We start from the raw sequence: 16751 nt of genomic DNA on the forward strand, positions 1-16751 counted from the left end.
TATCCCCTCAAATCCAGATGTTCTTCAAGTTGCGACCGCCGTAGATCAGGTTGGTCAGCGCGCGGCTAACGACCAGCGCGGTGAATACCGTCGTTGGAATACCAATCGTCAGCGTCACGGCAAAACCTTTGACCGGACCGGAGCCGATACCAAACAGCGCCAATGCGGCAATAAACGTTGTGACGTTGGCATCGGCAATGGTGCCGAAAGCGCGATCAAAACCACGGTCAATCGCCAACGCGGGCGAAGTGCCTTTACGAAGTTCGTCTTTGATTCGCTCGTAAATCAGCACGTTGGCGTCCACCGCCATACCGACTGTCAATACCAATGCCGCGATACCGGGCAGCGTTAATACCGCACCGATTGACGACATCAGCGACACAATCAAACCGATGTTAACCAACACAGCAATATTGGCGACCAGACCAAAGGTGCGGTAGTAGACCAACATAAAGGCCAACACTGCTCCAACACCGACAACGGCAGCGTTCAAACCGGCTTCGATATTTTCTTTACCGAGGCTTGGTCCAATCGTGCGCTCTTCAACGATTTGAATTGGCGCAATCAAGGCTCCTGACTTCAATAAGATTGAGAGGTTTCGCGCCTCTTCAGGGGAATCCAAGCCAGTAATATCAAAAATACTTCCGAGTTGTGACTGTATAGTTGCCTGATTAATCACCGTCTCGACTTTGCGTGGAGGTTTTGGAATCAGCTTGCCATCAACCTCAACATAATCCGTTTTATATTCGATAAGCACCGAAGCCATCGGCTTACCGATGTTTTGGCGCGATACCTGTGTCATTTTTGTGCCGCCCTTGCTATCAAGCTTGATAGTAGCCTTCGGCATGCCGTTTTCATCTACACCAGGAAATGCACCGGTAATATGATCACCGGTCAACAACACTTGTTTTTTTAGTAGTACCGGATTTCCGTTAATATCCTGAAAAATTTCCGAATCAGGCGGCACTCGACCAGATAACGCATCCGTAACACTGCGCTCCTGATTGACCATGCGAAATTCCAATGTCGCGGTTGCACTTAACAGTTGCTTGGCGCGAGCGGAATCCTGGATACCCGGTAATTGCACAACGATACGTTCAGCCCCCTGACGTTGAATCAGCGGCTCTGCCACACCGAGTTCATTAACACGATTACGCAGAATGGCGGTATTTTGTTGAACAGCCTCAGTCCGAGCTTCGCTAAGTGCGGCCTCTGTCATTGTTGCCTTCAGAAGGAAGAGTCCGCCTTCCTGAGTTTCAATAAACTGTAAGTCTTGGTACTGTCGACGAAGTTTCGTTAATGCTGCATCACGATCTTCTGCGGAGCGAAAGCGTACCTCTATGCCCCCAGTCTGATTACGCTGTGAACTGGTGTAATCCAACTTATTGTCACGCATCACCGACCGAAATTCTTCGGCATACTGCTGCTCTTTTTTTGTCAGGGCCGTATCCATGTCGATTTCCATCAGGAAATGGATACCGCCACGCAAATCAAGACCGAGTTTCATCGGTGAAGCACCGAGCGCCGCAAGCCACTCTGGCGTCGATGGCGCCAGGTTCATCGCAACGTTGTATTCACCGCCAAGCAACCTTTGGGTCAACTGTTGCGCCTTCAACTGATCATCAGTCGACGTGAAACGAATCAGCCAAAGCTTGTCCTGTTGTTCCACCGCTTTCACAACCAGATTGGCTTCTGCCAACGCCACTTTAATGCGTTCAATCTGAGCTTCCGAAACTACCGTGTTTTTCGGACCCGACAATTGCAGGGCCGGATCTTCACCGTAGAAATTCGGCAACGAATAGAAAATCGCGTAGAACATCGCCAGCGCGACAATGACGTATACCCATTTCGGATAGGTATTCAGTGGTCGCGGCGCAGTATTCCCGAAGAGCATGGGGCTTTCCTTCCAAATGCATTCAGGGTGCTCGAAGCACCCTGATTGTTTTGATTATTTACGGTTGATGTCGTCCAGCGTGCCCTTTGGCAGCGTTGCCGAAACCGCATGCTTCTGCACGGTGATTTCGACGTTGTCGGTCAGCTCGATCACGACATAGTGGTCTTTGACTTTGACGACGCGGCCCAAGACGCCACCCATCGTGACCACTTCATCGCCTTTCTGCAGCGCTTCGACCAGCGATTTGTGTTCTTTGGCGCGTTTTTGCTGCGGACGAATCAGCATGAAATAGAAAATCAGACCGAAAATCACCAGCATGATGATCGGTTGCCAGGCGGAAGGCTGACCAGCGGCCGGGGTAGCACCGACGGCAGAAACCAGAGTAATCATTGACACGAGATGTTCCTCTTGAGCTATTGAACTTAAGTTATTGAAGCGGCGGCGTTTTTTCACCGCGCCGCTGATAGAACTCATCCACGAAGGCGGCAAGGTTACCGGTTTCGATGGCGCCACGCAAACCAGCCATAACGCGCTGGTAATAGTGCAAATTGTGAATCGTATTCAGCCGTGCGCCCAAGGTTTCCTTGCATTTGTCCAAATGATGCAGATAGGCACGCGAAAAGTTCTGGCAGGAGTAGCAATCGCAGCCCTCTTCGACTGGCCGCTGGTCGTCGCGATACTTGGCATTGCGCAAGCGAACGACGCCCTCGGTCGTGAATAAATGGGCATTACGGGCATTGCGGGTCGGCATCACGCAATCGAACATATCGACGCCGCGGCGCACCGCCTCGACGATATCCTCCGGCTTGCCGACGCCCATCAGATAGCGAGGCCGATCGGTAGGCAATTGTGGGGTCACGGCGTTAAGCACCTTGACCATTTCATGCTTTGGCTCACCGACTGACAGGCCACCGATAGCATAACCGTCAAAGCCGATATTGGTGAGACCTTCCAACGATACCTTGCGCAAATCTAGATACATGCCGCCTTGAACAATACCGAACAGCGCTGCCGGGTTGTCGCCATGGGCCTTCTTGCTGCGCTCGGCCCAGCGCAGCGACAGCTCCATGGAGAACTTGGCTTGCTCGTAAGTGGCTGGATATGGCGTACATTCGTCGAAGATCATAACGATATCGGCGCCGATCGAGCGCTGAACGGCCATTGAGCGCTCCGGATCCAGCCAGACTTTCGAGCCATCGATAGGTGAGCGGAACTCGACGCCCTGCTCGCTGATCTTGCGCAGCTCACCAAGTGAGAACACCTGAAAACCGCCGGAGTCGGTCAGGATCGGACCCTGCCAGCCGCCAAAACCATGCAAGCCGCCAAGCTTTTCCAGCAGCTCCGGGCCCGGCCGCAGCATCAAATGAAAGGTATTGCCGAGAATGATTTCAGCGCCAATGGCTTTCAGATCATCCGGACTCATCGATTTGACCGCGCCATAGGTGCCAACCGGCATAAACGCCGGGGTTTGCACAGTACCGCGCTCGAACTGCAACTCACCACGACGAGCCTGGCCGTCGGTGGCCTTTAACTGAAACTTCACGCGTTGGCTCCGGGCGTCAGGAACATGGCATCGCCATAGGAAAAGAAGCGGTACTCGCGAGCAATGGCTTCGTGATAGGCATTCAAGATGTGGTCGCGGCCAGAAAAGGCCGATACCAGCATCAGCAGTGTCGACTGCGGCAGGTGGAAGTTGGTGATCATCGCGTCGACAATTCGGAACCGGTAGCCAGGGTAGATAAATATGTTGGTATCGGAGGCGCCACTTTCAAGATGGCCCGAGCGTGAAGCCGATTCCAAAGTGCGTACCGAAGTGGTTCCCACGGCAATAACCCGACCGCCACTGGCCTTGGTTTCAGCCACGGCCTGCACGACCTCGTCGTTAAGCTGATACCACTCGCTGTGCATCTGGTGCTCGCGGATATCCTCGACCCGCACCGGCTGGAACGTACCGGCACCGACATGCAGCGTGACCTCGGCCATGCGCACGCCTTTGTCGCGCAAGCACTGCAGCAACGGTTGATCAAAATGCAGGCCTGCCGTTGGCGCCGCCACGGCCCCCGGTTGCTTGGCATAAACAGTTTGGTAGCGCTCTTCGTCGGCTTTTTCGTCATCACGCTCGAAGTAAGGCGGCAATGGCATGTGCCCCTGTTCGGCCATCAATGCAAACCAGTCGTTGTCGGTTTGCAATTGATAGAACTCACCGAGCCGACCCGTTACGGTCACTTCGCCACCGGCTTCGAGTTGCAATACCGTACCGGCTTTTGGTGATTTGCTGGCCCGCACCTGGGCAATCGCATGTTGCGGGTCCACGACCCGCTCGATCAGGACTTCGACTTTGCCACCGGTGCTTTTTTGCGCAAACAATCGCGCTGCCAGCACCCGGGTGTTGTTGAACACCAGCAGATCGCGCTCGCTCAATAAATCGACAATATCGGTGAACTGACGATGCGCCAACGCACCGGTTGCGCCGTCCAGGCATAGCAGGCGGCTGGCACTGCGCTCCGGCAACGGATAGCGGGCAATCAATTGCTCCGGCAGCGTGTAATCAAAATCAGAAAGCTTCATATCGGCAGGGACAAAACGCGGGTCGCTAGGGTAACGATTTGGCCGCGACATTTCCATAATGCGTTGACCAATCCGATCGCGCTGAATATACTGCGCGCCTCGCGCCGGAGTGGTGGAATTGGTAGACGCGCCGGACTCAAAATCCGGTATGGGTGACCATGTGTGGGTTCAAGTCCCACCTCCGGCACCAACTTCGCGAACAAAAAGGCCAGCAGCTTGCTGGCCTTTTTGCTTTCTGACTTTCGCTCGAGCGTTCAATGAAAATCGCGCGACGATAATTCCAGCTCGCCGAGTAATTCATTGTGCATGCGGATATGGCCGGCGATGACATGAATGACGCCATCCTTTTGTTCCAGCCGACCATCGACACGCAATAAGTAACCGTGCAAACAGGCCTGACGAAAACGCTTCAAGGTATCGGGCCAGATCACCAGATTGTGATTGCCGGTTTCATCTTCCAAGGTCATGAACAACACGCCACTGGCCGTACCCGGCCGTTGCCGATTGGTCACCACGCCAGCTACCGAAATATGCGCGCGATTGCCAAGCGCCGGTAATTCGCCAGCACGCCGACAGCCAGTGAACTCGCGTCGTTCACGCAGCAATTGCATCGGGTGATTATCGAGCGTCAAACCGACATAGGCGTAATCGGCGATTAAATTCTGGCCTTCGGTCGGCGCCGGTAATTCCACCGGCTCATCACGCAAAGCCTCGCTGGCCAAACTGTTTTCTTCCACGGCCAAGGTTTGCCAGTGAGCCTGATGACGATTGCCACTGATGGAACGCAAGGCGCCTGCGCGCGACAGCAGCAATAATTCCGCACGATTCAAATCTGCCCGCTGGGTCAGTTGCTGCAAGTCTTTTATCGAGCGGCGTTCGATTTGCTCAATACGTTTCGCCGTTTCCTGACTCAAGGATTTGACCAAACGCAGCCCCAGGCGAATCGCCAGCTCGCCATTAGTCATCCGCTCCAGCGTGCAATCCCAATCACTGTGCAGGACATCGACCGGCAATACCGTAACGCCATGTCGGCGCACGTCCTGCACCAGTTGCGAAGGCGAGTAAAAGCCCATTGGCTGGCTGTTGATCAACGCCGCGCAATACGCCGCCGGATGATGGCATTTCAGCCACGATGTGGCGTAAGCGAGCAAGGCAAAACTGGCCGCATGTGATTCCGGAAAGCCGTATTCACCAAAGCCGGCGATCTGCGCGCAGAGTTGTTCGATAAATTGCTCGTCATAATCACGCTGGCGCATGCCTGTAACAAGCTTAGCTTGATAACGCTCCAACTCGCCGCGTTTTTTCCAGGCGCCCATCGCCCGACGCAGCTCATCGGCTTCACCACCGGAAAAGCCGGCAGCCACCATCGCCAGCTTCAACACCTGTTCCTGAAAAATCGGTACGCCGAGTGTGCGCCCGAGCACTGGTTCCAGTTCCGGACGCATGCCAGTAATCAACGACGGATCATCACGACGTTTCAAATACGGATGCACCATGCCGCCCTGAATTGGCCCTGGCCGAACAATCGCTACCTCAATGACCAAATCATAAAACCGCTTGGGTTTCAGGCGCGGCAGCATCGACATCTGGGCGCGCGATTCAATCTGAAATACACCAACGGTATCGGCCTTCTGCAGCATTTGATACACGCGCGGATCTTCCTCCATCAGATCCTGCATGTGCCATTGCCGGTCGCTGTACTGATTCATGAACGCCAGCGTGCGTCGTATCGCGGTCAGAATACCCAAGCCCAGCACATCGACCTTCAACAAGCCCAGCGTTTCGATATCGTCCTTGTTCCATTGAATGACGGTGCGATCTTTCATCGCGGCATTTTCCACCGGCACCAACTCCGACAACAGCCGATTGGAAATAACAAAGCCGCCAACGTGCTGGGATAAATGTCGGGGAAAGCCCTGAATCTCGGCAAGCAGTTTCAAAAACTGCCGAACGATGGCGCTGCGCGGATCAATGCCGGCGCGCCGCAAGGTTTCATGAAAACCATCGGCCCGCTCCCACCAGGCCGTGTCATTCGATAATTTTTCCAGCAATGAAAGCTCGATGCCGAGCGCCTTGCCGATATCGCGTACCGCACTGCGCAATTGATAGGAAATCACCGTCGCGGTCAGCGCCGTCCGCTTGCGACTGTATTTGTCAAAAATATACTGAATGACTTCTTCGCGACGCTCGTGCTCAAAGTCTATATCGATATCCGGTGGCTCATCACGTTCTTTTGACAGAAAGCGCTCGAACAAGACATCGATTCGAGCTGGATCAACTTCAGTCACCTCAAGACAAAAGCAGATCACCGAATTGGCTGCTGAGCCACGCCCCTGGCAAAGAATATTTTCCTTCTTAGCAAATTTAACGATGTCATGAACCGTTAAGAAATATGACTCATATTTCAGCTCGGCCACCAGCGCCAGCTCTTTCTCAATGGTCTCGCGCACGGCGGGTTTAATGCCACCGGGCCAGCGCTTGCGTGCGCCCTGCTCGACCAGTTCACGCAAATGTTCGCTCGGTGTTTTACCTTCCGGCACCACCTCTTTCGGATACTCGTATTTCAACTCACCAAGACTGAAGCGACACTGATCGGCAATCACTAACGTTTGCTGCAACCATTCCTGCGGATACCAGCAAGCCAGTTCCGGTAATGCTCGCAGGTAACGCTCAGCATTCTGTTGACGACGGTTGCCAAGCGCTTCAACCGTTGTGCCCAAACGAATGGCCGTCAACACCTGCTGCAATGGTAAACGTTCGCGCTGATGCATCAAGACATCGCCAACGGCGACAATCGGTGTGCCCGTTTGCTGCTGAAAGTCCTGCGCCAAAGCGATGCGTATCGCATCCTTGCCATCAGCCAGCAAACTGACACCAAGCCAAAATCCTTTCGGAAACCCAGCCTTCAACAATTCAAACTGCACCCAGCTTTGCGCGCTGAGATCTTCGGGTTGTTGTAATGGCAACCAAATCGCCAGACAACCATCGACGGCATGGCGCAAGTCATCATCATGCAGTTGGTACTGGCCTTTGTCCGTGCGTCTTCTGGCCTTGGTGATCAGCGCCGAAAGCTGGGCATAACTATCACGGTCTGTGGCCAGTATCACCAGCGATAATCCTTGCTCGCTACGAAAATAACTGCCGACAATAAAATGAAAGCCAGTCTTGCGCGCCACCGCGTAAGCGCGCACCACACCAGCCAGCGAACATTCATCGGTCAGCGCCAATGCCTGGTAATTGAGCGCCATGGCCTGCTCAATCAGCTCTTCTGGATGCGACGCACCGGTCAGAAAAGAAAAATTACTGCGACAGAACAGTTCGGCGTATGACATGGCTAAAACCCGAATAATCCATGTAGATACCATTGCGCAGGATACTCAGCGCGACGAAACAGCCAAAAACGTTCGCCTTTTGCATTGCAAGCGATGCGATATTCACGTTGTTCATTGTTGTCCTGCCACCAACGGGCAGCAAAGCGTTCAACGCCCGGCTCGAATTGCAATGCGCCCCGATAATGTGGCATGCCATGTTGAGTGGATAAACGTACTGGCGTATCCAGCAAGCACAAAGGCCGTTCACCGTCCATTGCCGAAAGTGAAGTGGTTTGTGGTGTGGCGCCAAGCGTGCTGGCCCGTTCTGGCCAATCATCATCAGTGGTGTGCAAAAATTGCACGGCGTAATCGCCAAGACGAGCACGCAGCAAACTGAGCAATCGTTGTTCGCCGGCTTGATCATCGGCAGCGGTCGAAAACAATTGCTGCTTTGCCGGTTGCAACTCAACAAACTGCAACACCTGCAAACGGATTTCACGTACTGGCTGAGCAAGTTGCTCACGCTCAAAGCGTAGTTTCAGTAGCGGCAACCAGGTGTCGACATTAGACCCAGGTTCGGCGCTGTGCAAATCCACTTCCAGCGATTGTTGCCGGTCCTGATAGAGAAAAAACCGTAAATGATTCACCTGCTTTTGCCGGATGCGTAAATACTGTTCCAGATCCTGTAGTAAGCGTTTGGCCGGGAACAGCAAGGCATCCAGCGCATCGACTTCGGCCAGCAACGCAAGCCGCTGGTCAAACACCTCCGGCAATCGGAAAACCTGGAGCGAGTCCGGCTTCTCGCCCCATAAGCGTTGCCAATAATCAAGAAACTCCCTGCCGAAACGTTTGCTTAATGCGGCACGGGGAATCGCTTCCAAATCGCGAAAATAACGAAAGCCGCTTTGCTGCAGATGATGCAACCATGAGTTGGGACAACGGCGATCACGATTCAGGCAACGTAGCGGTGCGCGGCTCAACACCGCTTTCAATTGCGGTTCGGAAAAATCCGTTACCGGTTGCAAGGCGCTCATGACCAATGTAGCAGTCGCCCCCCATCCCATTTGCCAGCGCCAGCTGAGTTCAAGCGGACGCATTTCTTTTTCCAGCGCGGCAAGCAGACCTTGCACGCCATGAAACAAACGCAACGAGCGCTCAATTTCGAGCAGCACTGCGCCGCCTTCGGTCAGTTGTACATCGCTGCTGAATTGCGAAGCAATCAATGCCAAGTGTTGATGCGCCTGTTGCTCCGCGATCAGGTCACGCGCGCAAGTCAGCAAATCAGCCGCCAAGGCCTGTGCCGAACCGACACTGATGCCAGGCTTGATGCCTAGCGTTTGCGCTGCGCCATTGGCCTGCCAGACCATCAGTCGCTGACGCTGCAATTGATAAACCAACAACGGTTTTTGTTCGTGGTTCAAGCGATCAGCCAGCTCAACGGCAAGCTTCGGAAACCATAAGCAAAGCCAGCGCATACTTAAGCTCCGTGCATCACAGCAGGTATGTCATCCATGAGGCGTTCATCTTCCGGTGAGTTATTCAGCAAATAACGCATGGCTCGAAACCGTCGCTTGACGCAGGCTTTATTGCCACAAGCCATTCGATGGCTGATCGCGCCATCCAATAACTGCATCTGGCTGATACCAAGCCTGGGAAAATGCTTCGGATTTTTCCGTTGCCGGCAAAATCGGTCGCATCGGCCAACGTACAGAGCTACCCGATTTTTTCAATACAAACGGCGGCAACGCAAAAGCGCCGCGTCGTTTATGCACGGTAACGCGCAATCCCTGAGCGTGAGCATCCAGTTGCAGCCGCAATTGCGCGGCATTGCATTCACTCAAAGCGGATAACGGTCGCAATAAAAATGCGTAGCTACCACCGGCATCGGCGGCCAATTGCAAGCGACGTGAATGTTGTAAATCGAGCCGGTTAAACAGGGAAACCAGCACCGAACCTTTGGCCAAACGCAAGGCCTGCTCAGCAGCCCATTGCGCTTGTTTGTTCTGTGCAGACACGATCAAAAAGCGGCTCAGATCCAGACCCGCTTGTTGCCAGGCAGGCGCATAAGGCAACCACGGCATGCCGACCCAGACAATCAAGCGATGTTGCCGGCTCAGCTTGACCAGCGCCGGCTGCAATAAGCGCATCGCCAGTTCTGGCCGAGCACACAACAGCTCTGATAGTGTGCCTGCCTGCCAGCCGTAACCGGGCAAGACCGCATCGAGCATTCGCCAGCCGGTTGCGATACCGCTGCGGCTTTCAAACTGGCTGTCACGCGCCCGCCACAGCCGGCGGCGATCAAGCAATGGCTGTAATGAGGACAACGGCACCTCCGATAGCCATAAACATGTAAAGCCTTTGGGTTTATGAAAAGTCCATGTGTTGTGCTGTCGCCCCCTCGCCCGTGATCAGCACAATCAAGCTCGTCAATCCTTCACTGTTTGCTTAGCGCTTGACCTGCATATCGATGAAGCCGCGAAACGCTTTCGGCTTTCGGCTTTCGGCTTTCGGCTTTCGGCTTTCGGCTTTCGGCTTTCGGCTTTCGGCTTTCGGCTTTCGGCTTTCGGCTTTCGGCTTTCGGCTTTCGGCTTTCGGCTTTCGGCTTTCGGCTTTCAAGCCTGACTCAACATCGATATCTGACAAGCATCAATCACCACGCCGGCTTTACCCATTCAAATAAATACGTCGCTTTCCACAAAGAAAACCCGGGGAAAAATGGCAATAAAAACCCGGATGCCTGTCGATGACAGACACGACGCCCAACTGTTGAAAAGGGAAACTTATGCTATGAACAAGAACCGGCCACTCCTATCGGAGTGGCCTTCATCGGTATTTGCGCACCAAACCGACCAGCACACCGTAAATCTCCAGCGTGCGCTCCGGTCGGATCACTGGATACATCTTGTTGCAGGGGATCAGCACATATTTGCCGTTCATCCGCGCCAGCTTTTTCAGGGTCAGCTTGCCATCGACATAAGCGGCGACGATATCGCCCTCTTTCGCTTGGCTCCGTAGCTCCAGCACGGCGACATCGCCGTCGTGAATACCGGCATCGATCATCGAATCACCTCGCACCGTGTACAGCACCGAGCGCGACGGATTATCGACCAGGTACTGGTCAATGACAAAGCCTTCATCACCGTCATCGCTGGGCAACTCGACTGGCTCACCAGCCGGAATCGTTGCCGGCGCCATTGCCCGGGCAAAAAATGCCGTATCCGGCAGCCAACGATTACCTTCCTGCTTCAGATAACCATGTTCACGCAGCCGAGCAAACAGCTTCCAGACCGCCGTGGAAGAAACGCTCCAATCCTTGGCCAACTCCCGGCAAGACGGGATACGTTGCTCGCGCTGAAAACGGTCGCGCAAATCGGCAAGACGCTCGTGAAATAACTGGCTCATTGTCAGGCTCTATTGTTAACCATTTGTTTACCAAATGGTAGCGCGCCATACCTTTGCTTGCAAGCCAATTTCCTGGCCCCTCCGAAATTCCCCCACATCGCCTCAGCCTTAACCACCAAGGATGTAAGCCAAAGCGCACAGCAGATGGCTAAACCGGCGCACAGCCTGAACCCGGCTCCCCCACGACAATGGCGCCGCCATCGGACATGGTCATATTCAATAACTTTTGAGGGAACAACAATGAAAGCGCAGAAAGGATTCACGCTGGTGGAATTGATGATCGTGATCGCCATTGCCGGCATCACACTAGGGCTTGGCTACCCCAGCATGAAAAACTTGATCATCAAATCCCGAGTCAACGGCTACGCCCATACTCTACTCAGCACCGTGCACAGTGCTCGTCAGACAGCCATCATGCGGAACGAATACATTACGGTATGCGCGAGTGCAAATGGCTCCAGTTGCGATACCGACTGGTCAAAGGGACATCTGATTTTCATTGATCAAAACGGCAATCGTGAATTAGATATCGAAGACACCAGACTCAATTACATTAACGGCATTAACGACGCCGATAACGTCAAATGGCAATCATTCAAAATCGCCAAGACACTACAGTTTTTGCCAACAGGCATTACCAACCACCAAAACGGTACGTTCACGGTGTGTGGACTCGGAAAGGTGAAGTACGCGAAAGCAGTAATCATCACCAAGACTGGGCGGCCGAGAGTTTCACAAGATAGTAATGATGATGGCGTTGATGAGGGGGCTAGCGGCAAGCCACTGAGCTGTGATTAAAAAAGGGCGAGTTCCACTCGCCCTTTTTCGCCCTGCGGTCAGCAGGAGTTACCTCCCTGGGGCCAGCACTCATATTTCTTGCCGGACTTGTCCTTCCAAGTTTTTGCACCTGAACTATCAAGTGTCAACGCGCCGTCCTTCGTTGCCAAACCGCCTTTGGGTTCAGCCGTAATCGTATAGCTGCGCCCATTAGCGGCAACTGCAAACGTTATTTCATGAAAGACTGTGCCGCCATCAGCTGGCACATTGCCATTAAAGATTTTGTTATCGCAATCGTCGCCACTTTGAATTGAAGTACACGCACCAGCATACGAGAAGTTATTGCCTGCACGATAACGCTCCAACGCCGCCGCGGCTGAGGTGACCGCCTGCATGGCATCGGCTCTTCTGGCTTTGACAACGTGCTGATCGTAAAACGGGAATGCAATCGCCGCCAAAATGCCAACAATCGCTACCGCGATAATCAACTCAATCAAGGTAAAACCAGCAAGATGGTTGCGCTGAAATCGAGATGAAAAAAACATAACAACTCCTCTGGAGCTATAAAAACAGAAATTAAATCTTCACGCTTAACAAACAGAGCAGCCGACGATAAGTCGGCTGCTCTTACGTTAGTTACTAGTTATTCGCTGCCACTTCATCCGTTGCAACATAACCGAGGCATCCAACTCATCGGTAAAACACTTATTACCTACACAAAGTATCGGGCCGGAGTCCGTAATAAGGACTTGCGGAGGCACCATCCCACTACCCGGTTGATCCATAAGATCGCGGAATCGATCGGTATGTTCCACCTTGTCATCCAGGTCACGATCTCTAACCGGCATACCATCCAGGACATTGACCGCATATAGTCTTGCCGCACCCGAGTTGGCGGAGCAACCACTGACTGCAGCGCTAGGCGGCAAATAGGTGGTAAAGAACACCGTCTTGTCAAAGGTGACCGACTCGGCCATCACCTTCTCACCGGAAGTCGTCAGACGCAAATACCAACCCGACTTGTCTTCGTCTTCAATAGCATCCAAAGCCTTTGAACTGCCGTCATCATTTAGACCCAGCATCTCAGTAATGTCAACCAACCCCCCCAAAGTGACGAGCGTTGGTGCAGTTTTTCCTAAGACACTTTGATCGCGAATTACATAGAAATGATCTTTAATTGTGGTGTTTAGTGGGTGGGCTCGATAACCCGTACCGACCGAAACCGCGACAAAAGATTCGCCATCCGGCCGATTGATATAAGAGGGATCAACGCGAGCATAAAACCGGCGGTTATCCGTTACCGTTGCCGCTTCAGGGTGCAATGATGCCAGTTTATGCAGCTTGACAGAGCCATCTCCCATGAAATCCATCCGGAATACCTGAGCACGAGTATCGACAGCATATCCGGTATCAATCAGATTATCGCCATCCAAATCGAGAACAGCTATATCCGCAGGGACAGCGTTCATGGAAACTCCGGACTCATCAGAACTCCAAAGTTTTTTGCCATTTTCCGCATCAGCAACATAAATCACGTTACCTTGGGCAATATCCTCATCCTTAACTGGGTCGCCATAATTGTCCTGCTTAGTGTCATAACCACCACCAAAAATCAAAACACGTTTGGTTTCGTTCGGCCCTGTTCTGATACGGCCTATAGCCGGAGCAGACCAGGTTTGACCAATTTTGCTGTAACCATCGGAGTTCGGTCCGATAACGTACTTCAGTTCAGGAGCATCACGCTTGGTCACATCCAAAACGTAGTAGTTTTTGCCACCTCGACGCATGCCAAAGACTAGGTACGCGAACTCGCCTGAGGAAGCGGTATCATCAATCAAGCCATCTTTATTCGCATCATTCAGCACCACTCGAATCGTTCCATCGAGACCATAGACGCCGTGAGTATATCCAGTCGGAAGGGGCTCATTCTTTCTTAGCGTTGCCAAATTCCCTAGCAAATCCTGCGGAACGAAAGCCCAGCTCTCACTACCTGAGGCCGTATCAACGCTATGCAAGTAGCCATGATTGGTACCAACATAAGCCCTCATTTCACTAGAAGTACCATTTTTATACCGAATCAATGCCGTTCTAGAATGGATCGGATCACCAAAGATATTATGGGCATCTGTAGTCGATAAGTCGCCATCAAGATCATCAACATCAATACCACGAGCCCACTTCAAAACAGTTGACCGTTCATCTGCAGTTGCCACCTTAAGCATTGCATCGGTAATACCAGTGGTGTTTTCGTGCAAATTATTGTTGCCATCTGCAAGCTTAACATTTTCGCTTGAGCTGACATTGGTATAGACCTTACGGTTAGCGTTCAGCTTGGATGCGGCGCCACCCAGGCGGACAACATTGCCATCAACCGAGGACGACCAGTGACTCATTGCCTCATCAGCAAACTGATCACTGTTGGAGTTAACCGCCGCCTTTTCATTCTGGTCAACTAGTACGCCATTTTTCAAACCATAACGTTTAAGGTTGCCGGACCAGCGCTGATTGCCACTTGGCTGGAACATCGAGAAATACAGTTTGTCCTCGTGCACCAGACGGTTGGTTTGGCTAACTGTAACGCCTGCTGACACAAAGCTTGATGAGCGTTGCTGTATGTTGCTGATAATGGTAGTAAAAGCGTCGATTAAGCCCTGAGTATTATCAGCGACATAAGCCTTTTCATCGCCACCAGCTTTGGCGACATCATCCATAAACTGTGCCGCTTTGCTACCCGCTTTCAGATCAAATGAGACAGCATGAGTACTGATCGTCTGTTTGCCTGGAAACGTTTCGTCATCGGTCATCTGATCGACATTTTTCAGGTACTCGGTTGCTTTCAACGTGCAATCAATACCGCCATCGTTAGTTTTGCAACTTGTTCCAACAGTGTTTTTTACCCAAGTATTGGTAGCGGTAGCATTTTGGTTGGGCTCACCATCAGTTAGCAGCACAATATGATTGGACTGGCAGGTATCGGTAATCGGCGTCTTGTAAGTGCCGGCGATCTGCTCGTTTTTGCAAGCCGTCGAATACGGAGCCACCGCTAAATCGCAACCACTCGGAATAGTGTGAGTAGCAGAAATTATCGTATCCGGATGCGACACGTTGTTCTCGCGATTTGAAGGATTACCACGGACTGTACCGAAAGATACTGCCTCACCACGAAAATAACGAGCAGCCTCGACCATTGAGTCGGAAACCGGTGTCCCACCTAAAGCCTTGAACCCTTCAGTTGCCGCCTTCAGTTTGTCGCGAACAAGGAACATGCCTTTGTTGTAGCTTCCACGATAGGTGATCGTCAGTTTTGGCGCATAAGCCAGTCCCTTTTCGCGTGGCCAAACATGCCGAGCCAAACCGTCCGTATGAGTAATAATCAAACCAAACGCATTGTCGTATTTCCAATCAGCTTTGGCAGCAATGGTTTTGATGATACTGGCCAAATCGCCATCGGCAATATATTCCGTATTAGGAGTACTCCAGTTAACCGGATAACTTAACGCTACCGCCGTGGTTTTACTCAACCCAGTCGTTAACAACTTATTAACATTAGTATCGAAAGGCTCCAGATTTCCTGTGTCAACACCAACTGCATTTAATGTCGTGGCGGATCCCGTGGCCGCTGTGGCCGAGTAAAGTGAAAGCTTGGCGCTAATCACATCCGCACCTTGTGGGATTTTCACCTTGTCAAAACGCAAACCCACCGCCGCATTCTCAGCCTTGCTGCCCAGAATTTTCTGAAAGCTCAACTCAGTAGCAACATCACTGGCCGTGGATACCTGACCGTCTGAGTTTTCCTCAACGTCATCCTTCGGGTCAATGACGCGCGCAATGGTTTTATTGGTGAAGCAACGAGGAACCGTACCATTAGTCTGAAAATCTCCTGGCTCTTCGGAAAAGGTTACCGTCAATGTCGGTGCCCTGGCGCTATCGCCCTCAAAAGAGTTGGCCGTTCTTTCTCCAGAACCAGATTGACGCTCAATTAGTAGCGTTAAAGCATTTCCCCCACACCAGCCTGCCTGATTGACCACTTCTTGAATAACGCTATTCAGGCTATTGCTGGGCGAAGCTTCTGGGCTACCGATGTATTTTTTCATCGTTGAATCATAACTACGCGACCAGGTATTCATCGACCAGTCATAGAAAGCCGTAGTTTTCGTACGCCCGGAGATATTGTTCGAGGTAGCGGCCAAAGTAGCGGAGTCCGTTACTTTCTCCGCCTGGATTCGCATAGTCAGCGAACCACTTTCACTAACGTTTGAGTTTTCTTCGCTGGGGAACAGCGTCAACACTGCATTGGTAATCTTTGCGCCTTGCGGAATGTTTAAAGACGGGAACCTCAGTGCTGTGAATTTATTGGTATTGGAATTTGCCAGCACCAACTTGCTATTACCGATCGTAACCGTTCCAGAGTTATTCTGAACCGCATCATTAGCGCCCGATTCGACAGTTTGAGAGATCAATGGCGTTGCCGCCTTGTCAATATCTGTTACCGGAAACAGTATTGCCGCGCCGTTACTGGCGGTGAATCGAGCCATACCGATATTGACACCGGAGACTTCGTCAATAACGGCTTTCATCGCCTCTTTGATGATTTCGATCTTTTTCCTATCCTCGCCCGAGGGGAGGCCGTTCATACTGCCCGAGGTATCGAAAATAAACAGAATATTAGGCTTAACCGCATTAGCGGTAGTATTGAAAAAAATCTCAGTGTCATCAGCATAGACGCTTGTGCTTGCGGAAAGCCAAGCGAGACTCATCAAACCTGAACCTATCATATTGAGAAGCTTGCTTTTCACAAG

General features: G+C 52.2%; 12 protein-coding genes and 1 tRNA gene. 2 read left to right on the forward strand and 11 right to left on the reverse strand.

Translation table 11 applies throughout. The features are described from left to right. Positions 1 to 7 precede the first annotated feature (7 nt). From secD to queA, 4 genes are read right to left on the reverse strand one after another with little or no spacing between them, the layout of a single operon-like run. Complete coding sequence (gene secD / locus E2H98_RS02340; RefSeq protein WP_133587427.1) at positions 8 to 1894, reverse strand: protein translocase subunit SecD; 1887 nt, start codon at positions 1892 to 1894, stop codon at positions 8 to 10. Positions 1895 to 1948: 54 nt separating this feature from the next. Next, the gene (gene yajC, locus E2H98_RS02345) at positions 1949 to 2284 is read right to left on the reverse strand and encodes a preprotein translocase subunit YajC (protein WP_133588084.1); all 336 of its coding nucleotides are present in this window, start codon (positions 2282 to 2284) and stop codon (positions 1949 to 1951) included. Positions 2285 to 2321: 37 nt separating this feature from the next. Next, complete coding sequence (tgt, locus tag E2H98_RS02350; protein ID WP_133587429.1) at positions 2322 to 3437, reverse strand: tRNA guanosine(34) transglycosylase Tgt; 1116 nt, start codon at positions 3435 to 3437, stop codon at positions 2322 to 2324. Continuing rightward, positions 3434 to 4462, reverse strand: coding sequence for a tRNA preQ1(34) S-adenosylmethionine ribosyltransferase-isomerase QueA (gene queA, locus E2H98_RS02355; protein WP_133588086.1), 1029 nt, complete (start codon positions 4460 to 4462; stop codon positions 3434 to 3436). Before queA ends, tgt begins: the two co-directional genes overlap by 4 nt. Positions 4463 to 4565: 103 nt before the next feature. Here queA and E2H98_RS02360 point away from each other — a divergent pair. After that, positions 4566 to 4652: transfer RNA gene (locus E2H98_RS02360), tRNA-Leu, on the forward strand. 64 nt (positions 4653 to 4716) lie between these two features. On the opposite strand, the gene E2H98_RS02365 is transcribed toward E2H98_RS02360, so the two are convergent. The 5 genes from E2H98_RS02365 to E2H98_RS02385 all read right to left on the reverse strand — a co-directional run bounded on the left by E2H98_RS02365 (position 4717) and on the right by E2H98_RS02385 (position 11175). Next, positions 4717 to 7794, reverse strand: coding sequence for an error-prone DNA polymerase (locus tag E2H98_RS02365; protein ID WP_133587431.1), 3078 nt, complete (start codon positions 7792 to 7794; stop codon positions 4717 to 4719). A 2-nt stretch (positions 7795 to 7796) separates the two neighbouring features. Next, the gene (locus E2H98_RS02370) at positions 7797 to 9248 is read right to left on the reverse strand and encodes a Y-family DNA polymerase (protein WP_133587433.1); all 1452 of its coding nucleotides are present in this window, start codon (positions 9246 to 9248) and stop codon (positions 7797 to 7799) included. A gap of 108 nt (positions 9249 to 9356) precedes the next feature. Then, a complete protein-coding gene (gene imuA / locus E2H98_RS02375; RefSeq protein ID WP_157591214.1) occupies positions 9357 to 10097 on the reverse strand; it encodes a translesion DNA synthesis-associated protein ImuA in 741 nt (246 codons plus the stop codon). A gap of 121 nt (positions 10098 to 10218) precedes the next feature. After that, on the reverse strand, positions 10219 to 10416 hold the full coding sequence (locus E2H98_RS02380; protein WP_157591215.1) for a hypothetical protein: 198 nt from the start codon (positions 10414 to 10416) through the stop codon (positions 10219 to 10221). 180 nt (positions 10417 to 10596) lie between these two features. After that, on the reverse strand, positions 10597 to 11175 hold the full coding sequence (locus E2H98_RS02385) for a LexA family protein (protein WP_133587437.1): 579 nt from the start codon (positions 11173 to 11175) through the stop codon (positions 10597 to 10599). 240 nt (positions 11176 to 11415) lie between these two features. Between E2H98_RS02385 and E2H98_RS02390 the strand changes: the two genes are divergently transcribed. Next, a complete protein-coding gene (locus tag E2H98_RS02390) occupies positions 11416 to 11973 on the forward strand; it encodes a GspH/FimT family pseudopilin (RefSeq protein WP_162848145.1) in 558 nt (185 codons plus the stop codon). A 38-nt stretch (positions 11974 to 12011) separates the two neighbouring features. Here the strand turns inward: E2H98_RS02390 and E2H98_RS02395 are convergent, their stop codons facing one another. Beyond that, positions 12012 to 12497 carry a type IV pilin protein gene (locus E2H98_RS02395; protein WP_133587439.1) on the reverse strand — a complete coding sequence of 162 codons (486 nt, stop codon included), beginning with the start codon at positions 12495 to 12497 and terminating at the stop codon, positions 12012 to 12014. Positions 12498 to 12584: 87 nt separating this feature from the next. Continuing rightward, entirely contained in the window at positions 12585 to 16748 is a 4164-nt protein-coding gene (locus tag E2H98_RS02400) for a hypothetical protein (RefSeq protein ID WP_133587441.1), read from the reverse strand. Between the last annotated feature and the right edge of the window lie 3 nt (positions 16749 to 16751).

The organism is Permianibacter aggregans (assembly GCF_009756665.1).
Taxonomy (GTDB): Bacteria; Pseudomonadota; Gammaproteobacteria; order Enterobacterales; family Permianibacteraceae; genus Permianibacter; species Permianibacter aggregans.

Coding starts and splice junctions, on each gene's coding strand:
- E2H98_RS02385 (WP_133587437.1), bottom strand. CDS start 11,175: ATGAGCCAGTTATTTCACGAGCGTCTTGCCGATTTGCGCGACCGTTTT.
- queA (WP_133588086.1), bottom strand. CDS start 4,462: ATGAAGCTTTCTGATTTTGATTACACGCTGCCGGAGCAATTGATTGCC.
- secD (WP_133587427.1), bottom strand. CDS start 1,894: ATGCTCTTCGGGAATACTGCGCCGCGACCACTGAATACCTATCCGAAA.
- E2H98_RS02370 (WP_133587433.1), bottom strand. CDS start 9,248: ATGCGCTGGCTTTGCTTATGGTTTCCGAAGCTTGCCGTTGAGCTGGCT.
- E2H98_RS02390 (WP_162848145.1), top strand. CDS start 11,416: ATGAAAGCGCAGAAAGGATTCACGCTGGTGGAATTGATGATCGTGATC.
- yajC (WP_133588084.1), bottom strand. CDS start 2,284: ATGATTACTCTGGTTTCTGCCGTCGGTGCTACCCCGGCCGCTGGTCAG.
- E2H98_RS02395 (WP_133587439.1), bottom strand. CDS start 12,497: ATGTTTTTTTCATCTCGATTTCAGCGCAACCATCTTGCTGGTTTTACC.
- E2H98_RS02365 (WP_133587431.1), bottom strand. CDS start 7,794: ATGTCATACGCCGAACTGTTCTGTCGCAGTAATTTTTCTTTTCTGACC.